17 protein-coding genes are annotated in these 23,859 nt (G+C 44.1%); 4 read left to right on the top strand and 13 right to left on the bottom strand.

What is annotated here, in order from left to right:
• Positions 1-32 precede the first annotated feature (32 nt).
• The 13 genes from QWZ07_RS14770 to QWZ07_RS14710 all read right to left on the bottom strand — a co-directional run bounded on the left by QWZ07_RS14770 (position 33) and on the right by QWZ07_RS14710 (position 16,731).
• Positions 33-2,276, bottom strand: coding sequence for an MFS transporter (locus QWZ07_RS14770; protein ID WP_290255624.1), 2,244 nt, complete (start codon positions 2,274-2,276; stop codon positions 33-35).
• A gap of 10 nt (positions 2,277-2,286) precedes the next feature.
• Complete coding sequence (gene tssH, locus QWZ07_RS14765; protein ID WP_192853855.1) at positions 2,287-4,899, bottom strand: type VI secretion system ATPase TssH; 2,613 nt, start codon at positions 4,897-4,899, stop codon at positions 2,287-2,289.
• A 46-nt stretch (positions 4,900-4,945) separates the two neighbouring features.
• Positions 4,946-5,878, bottom strand: coding sequence for a type VI secretion system baseplate subunit TssG (locus tag QWZ07_RS14760; RefSeq protein ID WP_076669415.1), 933 nt, complete (start codon positions 5,876-5,878; stop codon positions 4,946-4,948).
• Between the two features lie 64 nt (positions 5,879-5,942).
• Positions 5,943-7,694, bottom strand: a complete 1,752-nt coding sequence (gene tssF, locus QWZ07_RS14755) for a type VI secretion system baseplate subunit TssF (RefSeq protein WP_192853853.1) — start codon at positions 7,692-7,694, stop codon at positions 5,943-5,945.
• Entirely contained in the window at positions 7,687-8,109 is a 423-nt protein-coding gene (locus tag QWZ07_RS14750; protein ID WP_102513337.1) for a GPW/gp25 family protein, read from the bottom strand. Before QWZ07_RS14750 ends, tssF begins: the two co-directional genes overlap by 8 nt.
• Positions 8,109-9,503 (bottom strand): type VI secretion system contractile sheath domain-containing protein, encoded by a 1,395-nt coding sequence (locus tag QWZ07_RS14745; RefSeq protein ID WP_192853849.1) that lies wholly within the window; start codon positions 9,501-9,503, stop codon positions 8,109-8,111. Before QWZ07_RS14745 ends, QWZ07_RS14750 begins: the two co-directional genes overlap by 1 nt.
• Before the next feature lie 38 nt (positions 9,504-9,541).
• On the bottom strand, positions 9,542-11,020 hold the full coding sequence (gene tssC / locus QWZ07_RS14740) for a type VI secretion system contractile sheath large subunit (RefSeq protein ID WP_102277928.1): 1,479 nt from the start codon (positions 11,018-11,020) through the stop codon (positions 9,542-9,544).
• Positions 11,020-11,523: a type VI secretion system contractile sheath small subunit gene (gene tssB / locus QWZ07_RS14735; protein WP_017110737.1), complete on the bottom strand. Its 504-nt coding sequence runs from the start codon at positions 11,521-11,523 to the stop codon at positions 11,020-11,022. Before tssB ends, tssC begins: the two co-directional genes overlap by 1 nt.
• 19 nt (positions 11,524-11,542) lie before the next feature.
• The gene (locus tag QWZ07_RS14730; RefSeq protein WP_017110736.1) at positions 11,543-12,064 is read right to left on the bottom strand and encodes an Hcp family type VI secretion system effector; all 522 of its coding nucleotides are present in this window, start codon (positions 12,062-12,064) and stop codon (positions 11,543-11,545) included.
• 32 nt (positions 12,065-12,096) lie between these two features.
• A complete protein-coding gene (locus tag QWZ07_RS14725; RefSeq protein WP_192853847.1) occupies positions 12,097-13,557 on the bottom strand; it encodes a type VI secretion system protein TssA in 1,461 nt (486 codons plus the stop codon).
• Between the two features lie 220 nt (positions 13,558-13,777).
• A complete protein-coding gene (locus QWZ07_RS14720) occupies positions 13,778-14,077 on the bottom strand; it encodes a PAAR domain-containing protein (RefSeq protein ID WP_192853845.1) in 300 nt (99 codons plus the stop codon).
• A gap of 24 nt (positions 14,078-14,101) precedes the next feature.
• Entirely contained in the window at positions 14,102-14,662 is a 561-nt protein-coding gene (locus QWZ07_RS14715) for a DUF6931 family protein (RefSeq protein ID WP_017110733.1), read from the bottom strand.
• A gap of 86 nt (positions 14,663-14,748) precedes the next feature.
• Positions 14,749-16,731, bottom strand: a complete 1,983-nt coding sequence (locus QWZ07_RS14710) for a type VI secretion system Vgr family protein (protein ID WP_192853844.1) — start codon at positions 16,729-16,731, stop codon at positions 14,749-14,751.
• Positions 16,732-17,103: 372 nt separating this feature from the next.
• Between QWZ07_RS14710 and QWZ07_RS14705 the strand changes: the two genes are divergently transcribed.
• From QWZ07_RS14705 to prpC, 4 genes are all read left to right on the top strand, one after another.
• Positions 17,104-20,277 (top strand): HD domain-containing phosphohydrolase, encoded by a 3,174-nt coding sequence (locus QWZ07_RS14705; RefSeq protein ID WP_192853840.1) that lies wholly within the window; start codon positions 17,104-17,106, stop codon positions 20,275-20,277.
• 426 nt (positions 20,278-20,703) lie between these two features.
• On the top strand, positions 20,704-21,423 hold the full coding sequence (locus tag QWZ07_RS14700) for a GntR family transcriptional regulator (protein ID WP_102474823.1): 720 nt from the start codon (positions 20,704-20,706) through the stop codon (positions 21,421-21,423).
• A gap of 96 nt (positions 21,424-21,519) precedes the next feature.
• A complete protein-coding gene (gene prpB, locus QWZ07_RS14695; RefSeq protein ID WP_102575876.1) occupies positions 21,520-22,416 on the top strand; it encodes a methylisocitrate lyase in 897 nt (298 codons plus the stop codon).
• A gap of 146 nt (positions 22,417-22,562) precedes the next feature.
• On the top strand, positions 22,563-23,762 hold the full coding sequence (prpC, locus tag QWZ07_RS14690) for a bifunctional 2-methylcitrate synthase/citrate synthase (protein ID WP_099165530.1): 1,200 nt from the start codon (positions 22,563-22,565) through the stop codon (positions 23,760-23,762).
• The last annotated feature ends 97 nt before the right edge of the window (positions 23,763-23,859 follow it).

Below are 23,859 nucleotides of genomic sequence, written 5' to 3'. Positions count from 1 at the left end.
TTCTAACATGGGCACTTCTTCAGGCTATAGCCTCAAGGAACAATCACCACCGCCCTAGGCGGTGGTTTTGAGGAGCCAATAAAAATAAAGGCCATTTTGTTTTTAAGCTTATCGACCAAAATGGCACTCAATGGTGAAATTAGAATGATCGCGAGGCCATAAGCCATAATCACACGCCCAGAAACAGAGCTACTTTCACCAAGAAATTGCAGATAAACAGGGCAGATGTAGTAAAGGAAACCGGTGAGTACGATCTTCGCAGGTATGGCACTGAATATCGTGATCAAGGCAAAGTACTTGTTACTTAACAGCAGCTTGAAATCTTTTAGTTTGACGGGCTTGCTTGAGTTTCCGGTGTTTGATTTTTCAAAAAACACATACACAAGTAACACACTGAGTGTTGCCAATAATCCTGCAAGCATAAACGTTTCTGAGTACCCAAGTTTCTCCGCTAAGATTCCTCCGATAGCGGCACCACATAAAGAGCCAGAGAAGAATGATGACAAGAAAGTCGCCATGCCTTTGGTGCGATTAGAGTCATTGGTGGTATCTGAAACATAGCCTTGCGCCGAAATGAAAACGATACCGTAGCCGACAGCCGTGAAAGCACGCGCTATCAGCAAAAATTCTAAAGAGTGAATGAAAGCCGTCGCGACTAAGCCAATACAAGTGATTAGTCCCCCAGTCATTAACGAATGTCTTCTACCTACTTTGTCTGACCAATAACCAGCAAACGGCAGCGAGATGGCCCAGCAAAGCATGAATAGGGAGATGGGTAAGCTAGTGACTAGGTTTTCAGGTATCCAACCGGTTGTGTTTTCTAATGAAGAGACGAATCTAGGGAAAAAGGCCAACGAAGACGCTTCTGAGAACACCAATAAGAATAGGGGTAAGCGAATGAATCGAAAGTCTTGTTTGTCGATATCTTGAGATGGCTGATTTGGGTTGAGCTTAGTAATGGCTTGGTTGGTGAGGTTAAGCAGTTTGCCAATTTCATCGCGGGTAGAGATCTTCGCCAAATGATTCACAATGTCGCGATTCACCAACATGAACACTTTCTTTACTTGGTTCCAAGGCGAAATGATCATGAAATTGCACATGAACAGAATGATTTCGGCCACCACAAGGCAAGAGGCGACCAAGACAGTAATCATGTCCATGACGCTTTCTTTGAGTAGGTTGATGATCAAATTATTATCGGTGGTGACGTTCAATTGAATCGTATGACTGTTGTTGAGTGAGAACGTCGATTCTCGAATAGAAGGGTGCACAACTTGTTCTTCTGGGTAGCGATAGGAAGAGCCTGACTGTCCTTCAAAGTTAATCGAGAGAATTTCGCTATGGTGATCAACGAAGAAAGCAAATTCATCTTCTAAGCCGTGCAGTTTGTCGTCAGGAACGCCTTTGTCGAGTAACCCTTTAATCATCTGATTTAACGAGTCGCCAATCAGGTTGGACTTTTGTTCGAGCTTAACCTCGTAAATCTGTGAAAACTTGTCTAGCGATTGATACGAAACCCCAAGGTTAGCAATGATCGTTAGAAGGATAGCAAGTGAGATAATGAAAACAGGAAAGTGCTTATTTTTTAACTTCTCAAACTTAGACAATGAGTTCGATGATTGCAGCGCCTTGTGAGCTTGGGTAATCGTTGGTAGCAATTCATCCGAATCGGTAGCTGATTCAAATATTGCAGTTGCGCCTTTTACTCGGCCTACAATACCTTCCAATAGGTACTTCAAGGCGATAAAGGCAATTAGACAAGAGAGTAGTATCCAAATTGCCGAATAGAGGAACTGGAGCTTGAGCAAGAAGGTTTTCTGTTGCTCTAATAGCGTTGTGGAATAGTAGAGCTTTACTTGGCCTTCGACTAAACCAAAGGAGTTAGTGATGTCGAGCGATAGCTGACGGTCATCTTCTTGATTTCCCTCTCCAGTACTAAATAGTCGTTCGCCAGAACTAGAGACGACCACCAAGGCGGTAATACCGTCAACGATTTTTAAACGACGGTCCAGCATACTTTGGATGTTGGATATCGCCGAGAGAGGTAAGCCCAAACTGATGGCTTGGTTGATATCGTTATGTGTTTCTTCCAACACAATCTCATAGATAGAATCTGAGGTTTCAGTGAGTCTTTTCTCGAAATTGAAATAGTTTAACGTAGCATTTAAAGTGATGGAAAACAGCAAAACCGCCATGATCGCCAACATCAACTTAACCCGAAGAGACAGGTTAAGTAATGAAGGTTTGGTCAAGGTTTGGCTGGCTTTGCTGTTCATTAGTTAAGACCTACTTAATAGATAAATCGAAGTCGGCACTATTGTTGGTCGCGCTAACAGTCACTTGAGTAATTGGTTCGCTACGGCTGAGTCGACCAATACATTCTTCAGCCAATCTCGGCATCAATGAACGATTAATGATTTGTTCAACAGCACGGCCACCTGTCGTTGGGTCGGTATTACGGTCAACCACGAACTGAATGAAATCCGCATCCCAAGTGAACGAAGCCTGATATTGCTCCGCAAGTTTCTTCTTGATGCGATTGAGCGAGATCTCTGTGATCTTCGCGAGCTCTTCGTCATTAAGTGGGTAGTAAGGAACAATAGTGGTTCGGCCTAAGAAAGCTGGCTTAAAGTATTGCTGCAGATCTGGACGAATTGCTTCAAGTAACTCATCGTTGTCGATACGGTCTGTGGTTTTAGCGCATACATCACAGATAGCTTGGTCGGCTGCGTTCGACGTCATAATGATGATGGTGTTTTTGAAATCGACGGTGCGACCTTCACTGTCTTTGATATGGCCTTTATCGAAGATTTGATAGAACAAGTCATGCACGCCAGGGTGTGCTTTCTCCATCTCATCCAATAGAAGCACTGAGTAAGGATTGCGTCGAATAGCTTCCGTCAACACACCTCCTTCACCAAAGCCGACATAACCGGCAGGCGAGCCGAGTAACATAGAGATCTTATGTTCTTCTTTGAACTCGGTCATGTTAATCACGGTAAGGTCGTTACTACCTCCGTACAGTTGCTCCGCAAGCGCCATGGCGGTTTCGGTTTTACCCACACCACTCGGGCCACACATCAAGAACACACCAATAGGTTTACGATTATCGGTTAAACCAGCACGGGAGATGCGAATCGCTTTTGCTAGCTCATTCTTCGCAACATCTTGGCCAATTACTCGAGTATTAAGTTCGTCTTCCAAGGTAAGCAGCTTAGCGATTTCATCACTCATCATGTTGCCCACAGGGATACCTGTCCAATTGGCAATGACTTGAGCAATGGTGTTGTCGTCGACCATGGCATAAACAAGAGGTTCTTCCCCTTGAAGACCCGCTAATTCAGTTCTTAGAGTATCGAGTTGCTTCTGTTTGTTGGAATCAACCGCATTTTGCTCTTGTTCTTCGGTTATCTCTTGTTGAACAGATTTGACTTGGTCGACTAACTCAATCTCTTTTTCCCAACGCGTGTAATAAGCAGCTAATGCCTTTTGGTTTTCTTCAATAGATAGAGTGAGCTCTTTGATTAACTCAGCACTGTTCGAGAATAGGGCATCCTCTTTCTCAAGCGCCGACTTCTCGTTTTCTTGATAGCGAATGGTTTGCTCTAGCGTTTCCAATACCTCAGGCTTCGCACCTTGTGTCAGTGCGATTCGTGCACTGGCGGTATCGAGCAGGCTGATTGCTTTGTCTGGTAGTTGACGACTTGGTAGGTAACGGATGGATAGGTTAACCGCTGCTTCTATTGCTGATTCTGCGATAAACGCACCATGGTGAGCTTGCAATGAAGCGGCTACGCCACGCAGCATTTGCATTGCATCTTCAGCGTTAGGTTCTTCAATGGTTACGACTTGGAATCGACGTGTTAGAGCCGGGTCTTTTTCGAAGTACTTTTTATATTCCGCCCAAGTTGTCGCTGCAATGGTTTTGAATTCACCACGTGCTAGCGCTGGTTTGAGAAGGTTGGCCGCATCGTTTTGTCCGGCAGCACCGCCTGCACCAATGAGAGTATGAGCTTCATCGATGAAAACAATGATGGGAACTTCAGAGCTTTTCACTTCATTGATGACGTCTTTGAGGCGGTTTTCAAACTCGCCTTTAACGCTAGCTCCAGCTTGCAGTAACCCAAGATCTAGTGAGTGAATTTGTACACCTTGTAACGCACTCGGGACTTCATCCGCCGCGATTCTTAGCGCTAAGCCTTCGACAACTGCGGTTTTACCCACGCCAGGTTCACCTACCATAATCGGGTTGTTTTGGCGTTTACGGCATAAGATATCAATCGCTTTTCTTACTTCGGCATTACGGCCAGAAATTGGGTCGATATTCCCATCAATCGCTTGTTGAGTCAGGTTGACGGTGTATTTGCTTAATGCGTCGTTGCCTGCGGGTGTCGTGTCGACAGTTCCATTAGCTGAAGGCGTGGCAGAGTTGCGTGCAATAGGGGTTTTCTTGATCAGACCTTGCAGAGATTCTAATGACACACTGTTTAATGTTTCAAGCTGCAGGGTACTCACACCGAGCACGTTTTGTTGCATCAGCGCTTGAATAAGGTGCAAGCTGACAATCTCGCCGTGGCCGTAGTTTACAGATGCAATCATCCAAGCATCTTTGATCAACTCAGTTAAGCTGTGGCTTAATGTTGGCTGACCTTCATTACCTTTAGGCAACATAGAGATTTTCTTGGTCAGTTCATTAACTAGTGCGTCTAATGAAAGCTTTTGAGATTCGCACAGCGCCATGAGTTTTGCGTCTTTCTGCGAGATGAGTTGAAGAATCCAGTGTTCTGTTTCTATCGCTCCAACACCTTGGTTCATCGCCGCGCCCGCCGACGCTTCCAGCGCTTGCTTTAGCTCGGGAGATAGCTTTCCTACTAAGTTAGTGAGAGTTACTTGTGTCATAGTCAATTCCTTGTATCTCTATAATCTATACATTCCGTATTACGAACTACAAAAGCAAAATCTTTACGGTTTCATTGGGGTTACGTTCAGGTGCTAGGTAGTCAATCTCACCTAAACGAGCGGCAATAGAAACGTTGCTTGATAAACGGGGTCTGGTTAAATATGAACGCTTAACGTTCAGGTAAATGGCAATGGGCGTACTGTCTTTTAGGTAATGCTGAGTCAAAGACAACACGGCTTTGGCAAATTGATCATCTTGTTGAATTTCTAGAAACTCCTGTCGGTTTTCCGGAGTAACGAAAATATTCAAATTATTAAAGTGGGCTAGGCAGGTTCTTCCAACTAAAAAACCTTGTCCTAAGCGACTGTTGAAATCACGGTCAGTACCGATTCGAGTCAATGAATCTGCAGGTAAAAGACGTCGTTCAAAGGCTTTACACTCAACTTCTATCGAATAAGGGAAAAAGTCATTTAGGATCTTTTTCAAAGTTGTAAGGCTGCGGCTTTGTTGGCTCAGTAGCAAAGAGTATTGAAGGTACTCTTTGTGTTCTTTCCCTAGCGCTGCTAAATGATTCAATAACGCAGTTTTCTTCGGGTTTTGTTCGCTTTCAACGAGCAACCAACGTCGTGCATTGGTTCGATAGGTAATTTCGAAGTGTCTTTGATTGAACACGTCCAGAAAATCTTGCAGAGAATGATCTTCGTTGTGTATCGCCGCTAATAGCTCTTCGTAAATATAATTCGGTATCACGCCTTTAACGCCAGAGAGCGCTTGCTTCGCTAGTCTGAGCTTGGCCTTATTTCCCTTTAACGAGAAATATTGAATCTCCTGAGGATTGCCCGTCGGCATTGCCTCAGATTTCAATTGAATCTGTAACGGCGCGGTACTTTGGGACTGAAGTTGCTCCAACAACCTCATCGCCTGTGAGAAGTCGTATTTCTCAGGTTGAGTTGCTAAATCTTCGATGAAGTTCTTCATATCATCTCCCTATGACCATCGCTTTGGCTATGTACCGCTGGCGGTATTACCGATATTCGCTGCGTTATAGACACAACTGACTACCGTGAATTTTAGGGTACTTTTTGACGATACCATCTCGTCCGTAAATACGGATCTTGAGTTGAATATATCGGTCAAAGCTACAAAATTGCTGGAAGAAGCGATTCAACACATCGGCAAACGCCAAATAAGGGGAGGTCGCATCGAGTGTCAGTTCAATCTCGGTTCCGGGAGAGAACACGTTCTTGCCCAACACGCGAATAGCGGACACTTGGGAGTTGAACGTAATGGAATGAATCATCTGAATTTCAGCGCTTGATACCTGTTCACGACTACACAAACTCAACATGTGCTTTAGGTCGGCGACTGGGTTGCTCGATTGCACCAATGATGAAAAATTGGTGTTCAGTAAACTAATAAATTCCCAATGGATGTTTTGGTCAACTTCTTTGGGAATGGGGGCTGAAGGTGGATAAATAGGTGAAAACTCACCGGGTAAGTCGATGCTTTCTAGGCATTCTAACGTGCCACTTACACCACAAGCTTGTTTGCCATTAGTACACAGTAAGCGAGTACCGAGTAGCTTACTGAATTCAGTATTTGGTGTTTCAGGTAACGAAATCGCAATGCTCATTTCACCGAAGTGATTGTGTTTGCTTTGCCAGTAGTCGTACTGTTGGTTGTGTGAATATTTTTCTTTAAAAAGAGGGACTAAAGGTATCTCACCATTGGGCGTGATTTCGTAAACGTTCTGAATTTCAATGATTTCGATATTGTTGTCACTGTGCGCGTCGGCATTGACTGGAACAGAAAGGGTTCTGTGATCGTAAGGGATCGGCTCGCCTGTTTGTTCGAACAAGTTAATCGCGGGCATCACATTGAGCTTGAAGACATCTTTATTGAATAAGCGGATAAACTCAGACGGCAATGACGACATGAATAAGTTAATGACGATTTCAGATTCGTCAAATTGTCTCGCGTATTCGGCAAAATTCTTGAGCCTGAAGAATTGTCGCTTCTCTTTGAAAAAGAAGAACTCGTTAATCAGTTGGTAACCCGTGAATTGATTTCCATGTTCAGGTAGAAACTTAAACTCGAGGTCGCTAATTCGGTTCTTAAGCTGGTGGCTATCAACGGTTACGTGTCGAGCGCATTCACTGTCTGAAATCGAAATCGACAAGGTGTTATTGAGAAGAAGTTCGACTAGTGAGTCTGCGTTGTTTTCAAACCCTTTGACAAAGAAATCGAGGTCATTCAGTTCTAAATGGCTGAAATGTACTTCTGGGTCCCCAGTGCTCAGTGATATTTGAACAACAGCAGAGCTTTGATTGGCCGATTTGGGTCTGTTGAAGCTAAATGGGGCGCTTAGAGCTTTGATGTTGTCTAGGTTAAACGGGGCAATTTTAAGTTCATCAACGGTTCTAAATAAGCACTCATTTTTTGTGTTTGTACTCGAAAACAAAGATCCTTTTGGCAATATGTTGGATTCAACAGGGCCGTCTTCGGTAGTTAATTCAAGATAAGCGACACTAGGCACAGTCTGAATATAAGAAGGATAGAGGACACTTAAAATGCCTTCAATAACCTCAGGTAACTGCTCTGATAGTTTCTTTTCTACCTTCGCGTTTAATAGTGCTACGCCATCCAATAGACGAGCCATGCTCGGGTCTTCGATCTTACCTTGATGAATATTGAGCTTTTCAGCGTGCGTCGGATATTCTTGACCAAACTGTCCTAATGAACGGCGCACAAAGGCCAGTTCCTGCTCGAAGTAACGCATAATAGGTTCAGTCATAGTTATCTTCTTCTAAAGAGGTCGTTAAGTCGTTTAATGCGATTTTGGAATCAAAGATAAGGTCCTGTTCACCATAGCTAGTCTTTACCTTGGCAATGATGTTGAACGACAGTGAGTTATCGCCTTCTTTACGTTCTCCTAACTCAACGGAGATGTCGTGCAATCGTGGTTCAAAGCTCTTAATCCATGTTTCTATACGTAAGGTAAGCTGAGTCTTTTCTAAGGTTGCACTCAATAACTGAATATCTTCGATACCAAACTTCAAGTTGGAACGGTTTACTTCGACCAATCTGTTGTCAATGTCTGTCAGTGATGCCTCAGCTTCTAGGAGTTTGGTGAGATGGAACTTGATGTCTTCAATCTCTGCATCCTTATAAGGCTTCGAATCGCTAATAAAGGTTGTCCAAAAGCTCATTACGCCACCTCATTTAGGTCGGTAGTTAGGACCACTTCGCCACTGAAGTAATCAAACTGGTATTGAGGAACAATGCGCAGAGTACAAGCGAAGCTGCCAGCTTGAGAACTCGATTCCGTCACGCTCACTTTGGCGAAGCTGAGTGGGTATTTGGATAAGGTTTCCTCATTGGCAAATGAAACGTTACTTGAGAACTTCTCTATCCAGTGTGTTAAAAACAACTCACATTCTGTGGCGTTGTTGAAGCTACCTATCATCTCTCTTACTTGAACTTTTAGGTAGTGCGCGATTCGGCAAGACATCAGTGTGGTTTGAATTTGGGTCAGTACTTTGTCGTTGTCACTTTGTCCGCATTGCCAAATCGAATTGTTACCATTGAAGTAAAACTTATCGGTTAAAGGACTCTTCGCTAATGGGATAAAGCCGCTCTGCGCGTAGAAATTCGACAGTTGCCCGAACAAGCTAATGTCCGTTACTGGCTTTTGCAGGTGGCTATCGAAATAGTGATTCGCAGGGAGGTTGATGACGGCGCCTTGAAGCTTATCGTTCCAACGAGACTTCAAAAAACCAAACCAGTTCACACGGTGGAACTCTCGCATGATCGTGGTTGCCAGCACCATGTTGGCTAAACCCCAACAGCCTTTGCCTTGCTCGTTATAAATAAATCCTGCTCGTCGGTTTTGGTAAGCCTCACGAAGGCGCACTTGAGGAAGCGCCATGCCGATAAAGCGAGAACTTGGTTTACTGCGTAAATCTTGCCACGCTTTAAAGTCGGGGCCGGAAAGGATCTTGTTGATACGTTCTATGTCTGATAGCCAATCTGCGCCACTTTCACCAAAGAACGTGGAGACTGGCGAAAACAACATAGGGCAGAGTGTCGCTTCGCCTAATTTACCTAACAGTTCTACGGTAAACAGATCGTCGTAATCAGCGTCAAAATCGATGTCCATCGAGATAGGGTGACTGAATGTGATGCAACCAAAAGGGTGTCCACCTAAGGTATTCAATTCGTTGTTGCCTATCTTGTTATACAAGTCGCTGGATTTGGTTGAATAAGCTTGGTTTACGTCACTGGAGATCTCCGCCCAATTCATATCGAGTAGCTTCACATGAGCTCTTTGATAGCTGACGGGTAGGGAAACAAGTTGTTGAAGGCTTAGCCAGTTACGCTCTAGCTTTTGAAACTCTGGTTCATGTAAGACTTCATCAAGCTGCAAACTGAGCTTAGTATCGATTGTTGATATAAGTGTTGATATCAATGAAATTAGTGAGGATTTAGAGCTTAAGGAGTGTTTGTCTAGCTCAGATAACAGAGATAAAGCCTCTTCCATAAAGGTATTATCTGTGTCATCTAATTGGTTGAATTTGTTTTGCCATTCTGTATTTAACTTCATACAAAATTTTTGGCCGGATTGCTCCGGCCAAATCCATATTAGCCTGGAATCTTCGCAACCATTCGAACTGAGGTCGTCAGTTCTTCAAGTTGTAACCAAGGTCTTAAATGAGCGACTGCTGAGTAGGCACCGGGCTTACCAGGTTGCTCGACCACTTCAATGCGAGATTCACAAAGAGGGGTTTTTGCACGTTGCTCATTACCAATTGCACCAGCGTTGGTGTATTGGTCGATCCATAGTTGTAGCTCTCGTTTGATATCCGGAGCTTCAAGATTCGAGCCTAATTTGTCTCGACCCATTACTTTCAAGTAGTGGGCGATACGGCTACTCGCCATGATGTAAGGTAGGCGCGCAGAAATTGCAGCGTTTGCTGTTGCATCTGGGTCAGTGAAGGTTTTAGGCTTCTGAGTTGTTTGACCACCGATAAATACTGCGTAGTTAGAGCTTTTGTAGTGAACCAAAGGAAGGAAACCAAGGTCTGAAAGCTCTTTCTCACGCTCATCTGTTAGGTTAACTTCTGTTGGACACTGCTGAAGTAGATCGCCAGCTTCAGACTTGTAAGTTAGGTTTGGAAGATTCTCGACCTTACCACCGTTATCAAGTCCACGAATGGAAGTACACCAGCCAGAAGCGGTATACGCTTGAGTCATTTTCAGACCCAGATCATACGCTGCATTTGACCAAACCAACTGGTCATTGCTGGTTGGTTTAGGATTGCCATCCATATCAGTGCCAAGTTCTTCATAAGAGAACACATCCGTACTTAGACCTTTGTCACCATAAGGTAGACGAGCCAGAGTACGAGGCAGCGTTAGCGTTACGTAACGTGCATCATCACTCTCACGGAAAGAGTTCCATGCTGCGTAAGCAGGAGAGTCGAAACCAGCGGCTACCGGTTTGCCTTCAGAGAAGGTTTGGAAGTCGTTAAACTCAAACATCTCAGCATTTGCAGCGGCAATGAATGGCGCGTGACACGCTGCAGCAACTTCACCCATGTAGCGAAGTAGGGCAACATCTTCATCTTTAGCGCTAAACTCGTAGTCACCAATGAATGTACCGTAAGGTTCACCACCAGCAGTACCGAATTCACCTTGGTAAACCGCATTGAATAGTGGGCTGCGGTCAATCGCAGGCGCATCTTCGAATTGATCAAGCAGCTCTTCTTGAGTGTAATCGACCATTTTGATCTTCAGATCACGGCCAAGTTCGCTCTCTTTAACCAGTTTTTGTAGACCGCGCCAAGAACCTTCAAGCTTTTGCAGATCTTTCTGTTGCATGACTTCAGACAACTGTTGAGACAGCTTTTTGTCAATTTCAGAGATTGCGTTTTCAATGGTCTTTGTAACGTTCTTATCCCATGTCACTGTGCCAGAAAGAGCTTGCTCTGTTAGTACAGAAAACAGTTCTTTCGTTGTGTCAGCGGGTGTTTGAGTGGTTGCTTCAATCGCACGGTCTAGGAAGCTCAGTGAGCCTTCCGCCGCCTCCGGTTGCGCTTGATTTTCAGTTTCAGTACTCATTACTCAGCTCCTTCTTCTTTAATACCAAGCTCATCAGAAAGAGCATTAATCGTATCTGCACTTTGTAGAACTTCTTTAAGCAGCTTTTCTAGGTCGCGAGAACGATCGGCTTTAGAAAGCAGTACCTTCAGTTGATTACGGGTTTCGACTAGCTTCTTAAGCGGTTCAACCTGTTCGATTATCGCTTCAGGTTCGAAATCTTTCATCGAATTGAACTTAAGACTCGCCGCAAATTGGCTGTCATCACCAGCAAGAACGTTATCGACTTTCAATGATAGCTCTGGACCTACACGCTTCATTACTGTGTCGAAGTTGTCTTTATCAACGTTATAGAAGGTACGATCTTCTACTTCTTCTTTATCTTGCTTGTGGCCTGAGTAGTCACCAATAACCCCAACAACAAAAGGGAGCTCTTTGGTTTCTACAGCGCCATTAGTCTCAACGTCATAGGTAATACTTACGCGGTTCTTACTTACGCGTTTATGTTGGGAATTTAGTGCCACGGTAACTCTCCTTGTTTAATTACTTAGCAGTTGAAGTAACTTTAGCTGTAGTAGCATCGAAGCCAACTTCAGGGCCTTTCTCGATCTTACCGCCGTCTGCTTCAATGTAGTAAGCTTTAGAAATTTCTGTGTAGGTTAGGCTGAATGATTCGCTTGGAAGTGAACCGTCGGTACCTGACATGTTGTAGCTAGACATACGAGCCATTTTTAGCGTTAGAATCAGGTATGGATCAGCACCAGAACCTTCACGGTTTGGTTTTGTCATAACGATTTCAACAGTGCGACCTTCAGGGCCTGGCGCATATAAGAATGTGGTTAGATGCGGTGTTGCACCATCACAGCCACGAGTCATGTTGACTTCACCAAGAGCAACCATGCCTTGGTCCGCATTGTTTGCATTACCTACATCGATACCAACACCACGTACCGCACTCCAAGAAACACTATCAAGTGCAAAGAATCCATCTTTACCCCCGATCTTTTCTACCGTTGCTGCACCTTTTGGTGTCGTACCATCAATTCTCATAAAAATAGAAGCCATTACTTTCTCCTTGCTCAACGCATTAATGTGCTTTACCACTCAAAATCTTGCAGGCTGCTCGATGATGAGTTGGAAGTCGGTTCAGATATTTGGTTTGTATCTGTCGTACTATTTGAACTATCAGGAACTGGCGATACTGCCGCTGGCTCTTCAATAGTCGAGGTCGCTACCGGAGTTCTCACCGGAGCGGAAGTTGTTACAGGAACCGACTTTCCCGACAAATCGAGTTTGTCTAGGTTGTCCATTCCGGTCATTTGATTGATCTGGGCGATGACATTGTCATTGCCAACCATTTCTTGGAGTAACTCAGGGAAACTCATGTAGCCCCAACGAATAGAACGCTCAAGTAAGAAAGCGATAGGGCTATGAGGCTCTGTTTCTTTAAAATATTCCGCTATTTTTCTAATCTCTTGAAACGCATGGTCACGATTCACAATGCCGTTGATGCTCGATACATTTTGTACGGTCATTTGAGTTTGAGCGGGTTGATCGTTTGCTGCCTGAGCCGGACTACCATTAGCAACACTTTCATTGCCCTGATTTACGGGGTTAGCTTGGCCTGGACTTTGGTTTGCTTCAGATGCAGAACCTAAGTCGTTCGAGGCTGAATTCGATTGTTGGGATGCCGAATGTATCGAATCACTTTGCTGAGGCTCCTCAGCTGTGTTTTGCAGAACGTGGAAGTCGTTATCCAAAGGCCAAGGCGTGAATTTTTCTCCAACAAGAAAATGTATTGCTTTAATCAGATCACGCACGTTGGTCTTGATGAAGTTGAAACTGATAACGGTTGCGCCAACAGCTTGGCATTTTTCAGCTAGGTTTTTCTCAGCAACTTCCAATTCACTATAAATACTCGCTAATTGAAAGAGTGTCTCTGAAACGCTTTGATCAAATGAACCTAATGCTGTTTCTTTCAGCTCTGCAATGTTGCCTTTACGCTCAGCTGTGAGGTAATCGCCGAATGTAACACCACCGCAAAAATCGAGCATTTGAAAAGGGATGTACACAGAGCTTGAGTCAGCAGACTCTCCAACTAATTGAAGTAGGGGTTTAGTTCTGAATTCAGTGATTTCCTTTGCTTTCCCTGCCTCGTCAGAAGCTTTGAGTTTAGCTTCTGGCAGCATTGGATTGAGTGTGTCCCAAAATTGGTCGATGAAAAGATTCAGAGTAGGGACAGCGTTAGCAAGGTTATAAAACGGCTGTGAAGTGAAAAGTTGACTAGTGATGTACCAACCTAATATTTCGAGGTCTTTAGATTGCTTAGCAAGTGTTTCTTCTGAAACTTTTCTCAATTCAGCCCAATTTTCTGTATTGGCATCAACAATGGCGGGGTCAGACGATGCATCAGGCGTTTCAACCAACTGTCGAAATGAAGATTGAGCGCTATTGTAAACGTTTCTCAAGCTGCGGTAGGCACTTCGATCTAACTTCAAGTAAGAGCCTGATGGCTCTTCATCTGAGATTGGAACAAGTAAGTTAGCGATTTCTGTCATATACATCCTGTAAAAAATCTATTTGTTATCCCGCTCGCATTAAGTGTTCATTTCGATACATATTCCTTATGTTTCGTAAACACTTGTTAACATTTATTAATTCTAGAGCTTTTTCTTGAAAAGTCTCATGCAAAATAGATATTTACTTAAAACTTTGAACTTCATCTAAGAAAGTGGACGGATGTCACGATTATTTGAAACCCTATGAAATGTAAGGTGTTTAACCACCAATCATCACGGTTGGCATACCAAGAACAATCGTGCCACCGTGGCTTGTAGTATCGCCCATACGCGCAGCGGGTTTACTCATTATGAGCACAGTGGCACTGCCTTTGATGATGCTATCTGGAGGCCCGACACAAACGCACATGTCCCCAAGCGTCGCGGCTGGCATATTGCCAATGAGAACCGTAGGAACTCCTGGTCCACTGATTGGCCCGCCAACGTGGGGAATGGGTGGAACCGCAGGCGTCTGCATTGGGCAAACATGCATATCAGTTATTCGTGCGGCTAATGTCATCGTTCACTCCTGTCATCCGTAACTTTATGATTGGCTGCCTTTGGCAAGCTCGAGAGCAATACCAATGGATTTCTTATAGTACTCGTTGGTTTTATCCCAATTGGGTAAGGCCGCAGAATGGTTGATCGCGCCTGCGACTGCCTTAGAGTATAGGAACGGGTCGGGCAGGACGCTGGGTAAATCTGGTGCCACGATACTGCCAGTTCCATTCCAGAATACAGCTTGAGCCAACCAAGATGGCCCGCAATTCAATTTAAGCTTGTTAGAAAAGAGTTCGCTCTTACGTCTCTGTTCTTCTGAAGGCGATTTCACCCAAGCCTTGGCTGTTGAAATACACTGCTTTTGCATTGTAGACCACACATCATTTCTTGCATCGAGTGTATGCGCGCCCCACCAAATGGCTTCTCGAACAGGCAGCCCATGCGCAAGAAACTGAACCAAGTCGAAATAGAGTTCGTTTTCCAACAAAGCTTCAATGGAATCATCAATGTTGAGCTCTTCATCAATCAGTGCTTGTGCTTCGTCAGAGCTCGAGAACCTGTCTAGCAGCTGTCTGCCAGTCTGATATGGAATTTTCTTATACATGTTTTCGTTCTACCTAAATTTTGTCCGAGGCGATTGATGAACTTCCATCGCGATTTGATATTGAGAGGTGACTTTCTTTGAACACATTAATTCACCTTAACAATTGCGCCTTTCAACTCGCCCATCACTCCACCATCAAAAGTGCCTTTCAAACCAGATTTAAATTCGGCACTTAATGAGCCTTCAGCTGACAGTGTCGTATCCGCTTTAATGGCGACACTGAGTCCTTTGATACTGTTGGAGCTTGTTGCTTCGAGAGCGGTTGTCACACCGGATATCTTATTGGCGGATGTTGCCTTGCTCGTCACATTCAACCCTTCAAGGTTTAGCGCGCTGCTCGCTTTAATATCAATGTTGCTGGCTTCAATACTGATGGAAGATGAAGACATGGTGATCTTACTCGATCCTACTGTCAGCTCTATCTTGTCATCGGCTTCTAATGAGATTGATTTGCCTTTCTCACTGATCGCTTTGTCTGAACTCAGTGTGTAATTATCTTCTGTTGAGACAGTAACTTGCTTGGTTGTTTTCTGTAGCAGTTCGCCTTTGATTGTCTCAGTCAGGTTGTTCTCGACTTCTTTGGTGAAGTCTTTGGTCGCGTGCATATATAAGAGCTCATTGTCTTTCTTATCATCGAAATAGAGCTCGTTGGCTAATCCACTTAACTGAGTGCTAATGCCTGTTTTCGTCGAATTGGCTTCTTTGTATGGGGGCGGATTTTTACTGTTATAAACGCTTCCTGTAATAATCGGTTGGTCTGGGTCGCCATCGATGAAGCTGACCAGAACCTCTTGTCCTACTCTCGGGATAAACTGAGCACCATAACCACTGCCTGCCATCATCTGAGCAACCCGCACATAACAACTTGTTTTGTCACCAGAGGCCTCCGTATCCCAATGAAACTGAATACGAACTCTGCCTTGGTCATCTTGATTTATCTCACCCGCGGTGCTTCCTGCGACAATTGCGCTTTGTAGACCGTGTATTCTGGCCTTATCTCGCGGTGTCGGGTAATTAGGAATTGAAGTATCAAGTAGAGTGAGGCGTGTATCACAGTGATTTTCAGTGCTGTATCGAATGTGAAGTTCCGTGACCAGATAATCGCCGAGTTGAGCTTTGTCTAAGTGGGATGACAGTGAGAACCATGTACCTAATTCAAATGAGTCGTGTTGTGCTTCGGCTTCGACAGTTTGATAGTTTTGCTCGAGTTGCTCAATACGTCGCTTAACTAGATTACTGGCGAGATCTTCCATTCCACCCGTGATGCCAAGTTTCGGGTAAAACTGTTTCGTTAACTTGGTGTTGTTAGCGATTGTATGGCTGGATTTCTTTTCTTTACTGCTCACAAGTTTAGTCTGTGAGTAGTCATAACTGGTTAATTCGATGCTGGCGCCATGAAACTGGCTTTGTGGCATCCATTTATCAAGTAATGGATTACTGCCTGAAGGAACTTCAATCATGTCGAGTTTGCTGGCATCAGACTTTTGAAAAGGGCTCTGCGCATCTTGAAGCATCATTAGATGATCGGAATCACTGTGCTGGAAAAAGTAGTGAACGCCTTCCTCAGCCAACAAGCGCGTAACAAAATCAAAGTCGCTTTCATCGTATTGAACGCAATATTCACGTTTCGATGAGGGCATCGTGCCAGCCTTAAAGGAGCCACTGAAACCAGCTTGGGTTAGCACATCTGAAACGATGTCTTTGGTCGATTGGCTTTGATAAACGCGGAAAGAGTGGGTGTGTTTCAATAACCAAAACCATGGCCTTAGGGTGACGCGGTAACTAGAGTACTGCAGATTACTGTCCATACCCAGCAGTTGAACTTGTGTAACAATGCCGTTGAAAACTCGCGTAGCGGTCAAGTTATCGGTGTCATTAACAAAGCGGGTGATAGAGAGTTTTTGGCCCAGTTGGTCATCGATAACGAAGTTCTTTGAAATGACTGTGAGTTCGATTTTAAAAGGCTTCGATAAATACTCAGAAATAGCAAAATCACTGACTGCATGCTCGTTGCTTTTAGAATCTTTTGCCACAATCGTACTGGCAGAAGGGGAGAAATTATCCGTCATAGGCTCGCCTGATAATGCTCGAAGGTGTCCTGACATAAGGTTATGTCGATACTAACGAACTAACTTGATGTTAAAACTTTATATCTAAATTTATAGCATAAAGTAAATAATATAATAAGCATCATAACAAAGGCGTGAGGTGTTTCCATTTTATGAAAACAAATACCATTAATTTAATTAGGGTAATTACTTGCTGGTTTATATTGTTAAGTGTCATTTAAATACGAGGTTATTGCGACACAGAGGGGGATATAGGGAGATCTTAAATAATATATAGAATAATGTGTTGCTAGAGACAGTATGCCGTAGTAATAATATAAATATTGCTAGCATGTTACATTTCTGGGCTAGTGGTTATTCAAGGATAGAATAATGACGAACACAAAAATCTCGTTACGGTTTACCGTTGGAGGGATGTTTTTGCTTGCAACGGTACTGACAGCGATCGTTGCGGTTTCACTTCAATATTACTTCAGTAAAAAAATGGCGACAGAGCATACCTTGTCCAAGTTGACCATGGTATCTCAGGACTTAAGCGACTATATCGGTAACGTCGACTCAGACGCGATAAATACTGCTCGTTTACTCTCTTCAGTACATCGCTCTATTAGCCACCAGATCTCTCGGGAAGAGTCGCGTGGAATTCTCTCAGAAGCGATAAAAGACAATCCGCTGTTTTACAGTATTTATATTGGATCTTCTAACGAGCGTTTCTTTCAGATTATCAATCTGGAATCATCTCCTTTTGTTAGAGATAAAATCGGTGCTGATGGTTCAGACCGGTGGGTTGTGATTGAGATCAGTGATAGAGAAGCCGGCCGTATCCGTACGACCAAATACTATGACCTTGAGTTTAATCTCAGGGAGTCAAAGACAGAACCGAGTAATTACTTTCCGACGACAAGACCTTGGTATGAATCCGCTAATACAGAGACGGTTGAAAAAACGCAGCCTTATCTTTTCCAGCATCTCCAGATAACGGGACAAACCTATTCTCTAGCCTTTGAATCAAAAGCTGCCGGCGATACACAACATGTGATAGGCATCGATATCGTCTTGTCATCTTTGGCAAGCAAGTTATCTGCGAGTGCATTGGATCTTGATGAAGACAGTCAGGTTGAATCTTTCTTATACTCCAAATCCGGCAACATTATCGCGTCTAATCGTGATGTTGAAACGACACAAGTACTTCCTCAAGCTAGTGAAATCAATTGGTCTTCTGAGCAACAAGCCATTATAGAAAAAACACCTCCTTTGTTGTTCTCTAATCAAAATGATTGGGGACCGATGGACTTCTCTGTATCTGGAGAACCACACGGTTACGCGATTGATCTCTTAAAAATGATCAGTGAGATGAGCGGGGTTAGGTTTGAATTTGTGAATGGCTTTTCGTGGGCGGAGTTAACCGGCAAGTTTCAAGAGGGAAGCATTGATGGCCTGCATTCAATTCAGAACTACGAAAGCAACGGCGTGAAAGGTTTATACACTGACGCTATCTATGAACTGCCTTTCTCTGTTGTCACTCGAGGTGACGTTCAAACCCTTTCAAATTACGCTGAGCTTGAAGGTGAAAAAGTCGCGATTCTATCAGGGTGGTCGATTACACCTCAGTTGAGAACAGACTTCCCAAATATCGAGCTTGTTGAGTTTTCCGACATGGAATCGGCATTGGATGCTGTTGAAAATGGTGAATATTTTGCGGTACTCGATGCTAAGCCCGTGCTGTCGTTTTCATTGGATAAATTTTTCCATGCAAACCTCAAAGTGAATGAAGCGCTATCAGACTTGAAAGCGATCTATCCAAACCAGTTTCACATTGTGCTGCAGAATAAACATCAACAGCTGTTACCAATCATCAACCAAGCCATAAATGCATTAACGGAAGAGCAGAAAGCCGCATTATCGCAAAAGTGGTTTCAACATCCGGCCCTAAATACCGGTACAACTATTCCTTATGCGGAGCTCTATGAAAGAACTGCGACAGCGACCACTGAAGGCGAAATGGTTAAGATTGTGCTTAATGGTGAAGCTAAGCGCTTATATCTGAAAAAGATTGAGACGGGCGCGCAGTACTCTGAATATTTTGCAGTAGCGATACCAGAAGCGGAAATTTACAGTGCGGTGAACAAGCGAGTGGCAACTTCTATTGGCGTGACCGTGCTTTTGATGAGCCTAACCTTGCCTGTAGCTTGGATCTTTGGTGCGCCTATTGTCCGTCCTATTCGTCAATTAAAAGCAGAGACGAGTAAGATTAAACTGCGTGATTATGACAGCGTGACCGTGCTGGATACTCGAATTAAGGAAATATGGGAGTTGTCGGTTGCAGTCAAAGAGATGTCGACAGAACTCAAGCAACATGAGCAAACTCAAGAGGCGTTTGTTGAGTCGTTTATCAAGCTCATCGCTCAAGCGATCGATGATAAGTCCGCTTATACGGCAGGACATTGTAATCGTGTGCCAGAACTCGGTTTGATGCTGGCTGATGCGGCTGAACAATCACAATCTGAGCACTTCAAAGACTTTAAGTTTGAGAATGATGATGAGCGCCGTGAGTTTAGAATAGCTGCGTGGCTGCATGATTGCGGAAAGATCACCACGCCAGAACATATCGTGGATAAAGGCTCTAAGCTAGAAGCGAACTATAACCGTATTCACGAGGTGAGAACACGATTTGAGGTGCTTTGGCGTGATGCAGAAATTACGGCTTTGCGTAAGCAGCTTGAAGGTGAATTACCAACGGATCAGATAGCCGAAGAGTTAGCTATAACGAAGAAAAAGCTACAAGACGATTTTGCGTTTATCGCAACATCTAATGTGGGTGGTGAATTTATGAGTGATGATAAGGTTGCCCGTATTCATTCTATCGCTGAAACGACTTGGACGCGTAATTTCGACGATCAACTCGGCCTATCGCCAATTGAAGCGATGAATAGGGCATCGAGTTCAAGCTTACCTGCGACAGAGCCACTTCTGAGTGACAAACCTGAACACATAGTGAAAAGAGATAGACCATTAGAATTTGACCCGAAACATCAGATCAAGATGGACGTTCCAGAGCACTTATACAATCTAGGTGAAGTCTATAACCTGAGTATTGCGCGAGGCACCTTAACTGCTGAAGATAGGTTCAAGATAAATGAGCACATGCTTGGTACCATCAAGATGCTTGAAAACCTACCATTCCCGAAAGAGTTAAGCCGCGTGCCTCGTTATGCGTCGACTCACCATGAAACCCTTAAAGGTACAGGCTATCCAAGGAAGTTGACTGGTGACGACCTTTCAATCCCAGAACGCATTCTGGTGATATCAGATATCTTTGAGGCGTTAACCGCTGCCGATCGACCTTACAAGAAAGCGAAGCCAATTAGTGTTGCTGTCGACATCATGCACAAAATGGCGCTGGATGAGCATATCGATATTGAACTGTTTAGGCTGTTCTTAACCAGCGGTACGCATATCCGATATGCAGAAGAGTATCTAAAACCGGAACAGATTGATTTTGTTGATATCAATAAATACCTCGAAGTGACTCGCCAGATTGCTTGACCAAAGGTTGGCTTGTTAGAACGAGTTCTATGAATGAAAGGCGCACATGAGTGCGCCTTTTTTATATCTGTGGTTTGGAGTTAAACGGAGCGGAAGGGTGTTGATACCTATATCTTGGTTGAGATCCTTGATGGATGGATCTGCGTTTGAAAAGTTGACTGTCAGTTGTCGACACATTGCTTTCGAGTAACTTTGGGGTGGTAAGGGTTTTGCTCACTCATTTATAATTTAAGTTTATGAATAACATGTATTTATTGTCTTTTGTTACTTCGTTTTACTATTTCTCTGCCGATTAATAAAAATACTACCTTAGTCTAAATTGTCGACAATTTACTTGATTGTCGACAATTTAATCGTGTATTTTATGTTCATGTTATGGAATTGTTGACAATTAAGGCTCAACAATCAGAAGTGAGCAGCGTGAATATGAATACTGCGATAAAAGATCTCACCTTAAGTGCAAACACGAAAACTCGTGTGAGCGATAAAGAAAACACCAAGTCAGAAAACCTGACGGAATACCTCGTTGAGGCAATTGTTAGCGGTGAATTACCTCCGGGCAGTAAGATCTCGGAACCTGAACTGGCTAAACGCTTTGAAGTAAGTCGAGGTCCATTACGTGAAGCGATAATGCGTGTTGAAGGACTTGGTCTGATAGAACGTATTCCACATGTTGGTGCGCGAGTTATTACATTCTCAGCAGACAAACTACTTGAGCTTTATGCGGTGCGTGAAGCATTAGAAGGCATGGCTGCTCGATTGGCGGCGAGACACATCACACAAGAAGAGTTGATCGGGCTTGAAGGCTTATTGTCGACACATTCTAAACATATCGATGAAGTCGAAGGCTCTTCTTATTTTCATCAACATGGGGATTTTGATTTCCATTACCGCATTATCAAAGCGAGTCGTAACAGCAAACTCATTTCGCTGTTGTGTGATGAGCTTTATCACCTATTACGCATGTACCGCTACCAATCGCCTCGAGCACAGTCTCGACCAAAAGAGGCGCTTGATGAACATAAATACATTTTACAAGCTATTCGCAACCGTGATGAAGAGCTAGCAGAAATGCTAATGCGAAGACACATCTCGGGTAGCCGATTGCTTATAGAGCAACAAATTCAATCCAAAGATCTTGATTAACTGTCGACTGGTATTTGCTAGCGGTTCTTCGCTGGCGAGAGCTAAGCATCATTAGTCATAAAGATTAGAAATAAACAATTAACAGGGAGCGTCATTATGAAGTTATCAGCAGGAGCAAAGTTCCGACAAGCTGTGAAAGACAACGATCCATTGCAGATCGTCGGCACTGTGAATCCATATTGCGCGATGATGGCAAAGAACTTGGGTCATCAGGCGATTTATTTGTCTGGTGGAGGCATCGCCAATGCGTCTTATGGCTTGCCTGATTTAGGTATTACGACATTGAACGATGTATTGGTCGATGTTGAACGTATTACCAATGCGTGTGATTTGCCTTTGCTGGTGGATATCGACACAGGTTTTGGTGGCGCGTTCAATATTGCGCGTACGATTCGCGCGATGGAGAAGGCGGGCGCGGCTGCTATTCATATGGAAGACCAAGTTGCTCAGAAACGCTGTGGCCATCGACCAAATAAAGCAATTGTTAGTCAGCAAGAGATGGTCGATAGAGTCAAAGCGGCAACCGATGCTAGAACCGATGACAGCTTTGTGATTATGGCGCGTACGGATGCATTGGCGGTTGAAGGTATTGACAGTGCGATTGAACGAGCTATTGCGTGTGTTGAAGCGGGTGCTGACATGATTTTCCCTGAAGCGATGAATCAACTCGATCAATACGTGAAGTTCTCGGCGGCGCTGAAATCAGCAACGGGTAAGCACGTGCCTATTCTTGCGAACATCACTGAGTTTGGCCAAACACCACTCTACAACTGTAATGAGTTGGCCCAATCAAGTGTCGACATGGTGCTTTACCCATTGAGCGCGTTCCGTGCGATGAACAAAGCGGCAGAGAATGTTTATAAGCACTTGTTAGTTGAAGGCAATCAAGAAGCCCTGTTGGATTCAATGCAAACCCGTAAAGAGCTTTACGAACACCTGAATTACCACGACTACGAAAACAAGCTTGATCAGTTGTTTTCAAGTGAAGGGTAAACCAGTTTCAATTAATCAAAAATCAACTTAATCCAATAACGTGAAATGGTTAGTCGCCATATCCAGTACCGATGATAAAGATCATCGGACACATAAACAGGCAGCACCAAAGAGTGCAGGCGGCTAACACAGAAAAGGAGTTCACCATGTCTGTATCTTTGAGTGATAAAGCAGCTGTCGAAAATGCTTCAAAAATAGAACAACAAAGCACAAAAACAACAAGCACACCTGCAATCGGTGGTGCTGGTCTACGTGGCCAGAGTGCGGGAACCACAGCGCTATGTACGGTAGGAAAATCAGGAACCGGCTTAACCTACCGCGGTTATGATATTACTGACCTTGCTAATCACGCTCAGTTCGAAGAAGTGGCGCATCTGCTACTAAGAGGTCATTTACCCAGTGAAAAAGAGCTAGATGATTACAAAACACTGTTGGTTGGTCTGCGCGGCTTACCTCAACCTTTGAAAGCAGCACTGGAGCTTATCCCAGCAGACGCTCATCCGATGGATGTGATGAGAACGGGTTGTTCAATGTTGGGTAACCTAGAGCAAGAGACTGATTTCTCCGAGCAACTGCCTGCGACTGAACGAATGCTCGCGCTTTTCCCTGCGATTATTTGTTATTGGTACCGCTTTAGCCATGATGGTGTGCGTATAGATACTGAAGACCAAAGCGAAGCATGTCTGGGTGGCTACTTCCTGAAGATGCTAACGGATAAAGCGCCTAGTGAACTTCATAAGAAGGTGATGCACTGCTCGCTAACCCTTTACGCGGAGCATGAGTTTAATGCTTCAACCTTTGCAGCTCGTGTGTGTGCATCAACGTTGTCGGATATTCACTCATGTGTCACCGCAGCGATTGGTACGTTGCGAGGCCCTTTACATGGCGGTGCAAACGAAGCTGCGATGGAAATGATCCAAGATTGGCAAACCGCCGATGAAGCGGAAGCGAACATCATGAATATGCTCGCCAACAAAGACAAAATCATGGGCTTCGGGCATGCCATTTATCGTGAGAGCGACCCACGAAACGCCTTAATCAAACGCTGGTCGAAAGAGCTAGCTCAAGAGGTGGGTGATGAACAGCTTTATGCCGTTTCAGAGCGTGTTGAAGCGGTTATGAAGCGCGAGAAAGGCTTGTTCTGTAATGCTGACTTCTTCCATGCGTCGGCTTATCACTTCATGGACATCCCAACCAAACTGTTTACGCCAATCTTTGTGATGAGCCGCCTCACAGGTTGGACGGCACACGTGTTCGAACAAAGAGAAAACAATCGCATCATTCGTCCAAGTGCAGACTACACCGGGCCAGAGCATCAAGACTGGCTACCTATTCATCTACGTTAGTCCTCTATATCGAACCGACTTATATCTCGAGGCGACTTTGTCTTCACATGATAAGACCTCGAGAACCAACGAATAGAATTTAACAGATAATGGTGGA

Origin of the sequence: Vibrio lentus (genome assembly GCF_030409755.1) — a bacterium.
Classification (GTDB): domain Bacteria; phylum Pseudomonadota; class Gammaproteobacteria; order Enterobacterales; family Vibrionaceae; genus Vibrio; species Vibrio lentus.
This window is presented reverse-complemented; position numbering and strand designations above follow the sequence as displayed.

What these genes read in the sequence shown, in the direction of transcription:
- QWZ07_RS14760 (WP_076669415.1), bottom strand. Translation starts at nt 5,878, where the DNA reads ATGAAGAACTTCATCGAAGATTTAGCAACTCAACCTGAGAAATACGAC.
- prpC (WP_099165530.1), top strand. Translation starts at nt 22,563, where the DNA reads ATGTCTGTATCTTTGAGTGATAAAGCAGCTGTCGAAAATGCTTCAAAA.
- QWZ07_RS14705 (WP_192853840.1), top strand. Translation starts at nt 17,104, where the DNA reads ATGACGAACACAAAAATCTCGTTACGGTTTACCGTTGGAGGGATGTTT.
- QWZ07_RS14725 (WP_192853847.1), bottom strand. Translation starts at nt 13,557, where the DNA reads ATGACAGAAATCGCTAACTTACTTGTTCCAATCTCAGATGAAGAGCCA.
- QWZ07_RS14715 (WP_017110733.1), bottom strand. Translation starts at nt 14,662, where the DNA reads ATGTATAAGAAAATTCCATATCAGACTGGCAGACAGCTGCTAGACAGG.
- QWZ07_RS14730 (WP_017110736.1), bottom strand. Translation starts at nt 12,064, where the DNA reads ATGGCTTCTATTTTTATGAGAATTGATGGTACGACACCAAAAGGTGCA.
- QWZ07_RS14700 (WP_102474823.1), top strand. Translation starts at nt 20,704, where the DNA reads ATGAATACTGCGATAAAAGATCTCACCTTAAGTGCAAACACGAAAACT.
- prpB (WP_102575876.1), top strand. Translation starts at nt 21,520, where the DNA reads ATGAAGTTATCAGCAGGAGCAAAGTTCCGACAAGCTGTGAAAGACAAC.
- tssH (WP_192853855.1), bottom strand. Translation starts at nt 4,899, where the DNA reads ATGACACAAGTAACTCTCACTAACTTAGTAGGAAAGCTATCTCCCGAG.
- QWZ07_RS14710 (WP_192853844.1), bottom strand. Translation starts at nt 16,731, where the DNA reads ATGACGGATAATTTCTCCCCTTCTGCCAGTACGATTGTGGCAAAAGAT.
- QWZ07_RS14750 (WP_102513337.1), bottom strand. Translation starts at nt 8,109, where the DNA reads ATGAGCTTTTGGACAACCTTTATTAGCGATTCGAAGCCTTATAAGGAT.
- QWZ07_RS14770 (WP_290255624.1), bottom strand. Translation starts at nt 2,276, where the DNA reads ATGAACAGCAAAGCCAGCCAAACCTTGACCAAACCTTCATTACTTAAC.
- QWZ07_RS14745 (WP_192853849.1), bottom strand. Translation starts at nt 9,503, where the DNA reads ATGAAGTTAAATACAGAATGGCAAAACAAATTCAACCAATTAGATGAC.
- QWZ07_RS14720 (WP_192853845.1), bottom strand. Translation starts at nt 14,077, where the DNA reads ATGACATTAGCCGCACGAATAACTGATATGCATGTTTGCCCAATGCAG.
- tssC (WP_102277928.1), bottom strand. Translation starts at nt 11,020, where the DNA reads ATGAGTACTGAAACTGAAAATCAAGCGCAACCGGAGGCGGCGGAAGGC.
- tssF (WP_192853853.1), bottom strand. Translation starts at nt 7,694, where the DNA reads ATGACTGAACCTATTATGCGTTACTTCGAGCAGGAACTGGCCTTTGTG.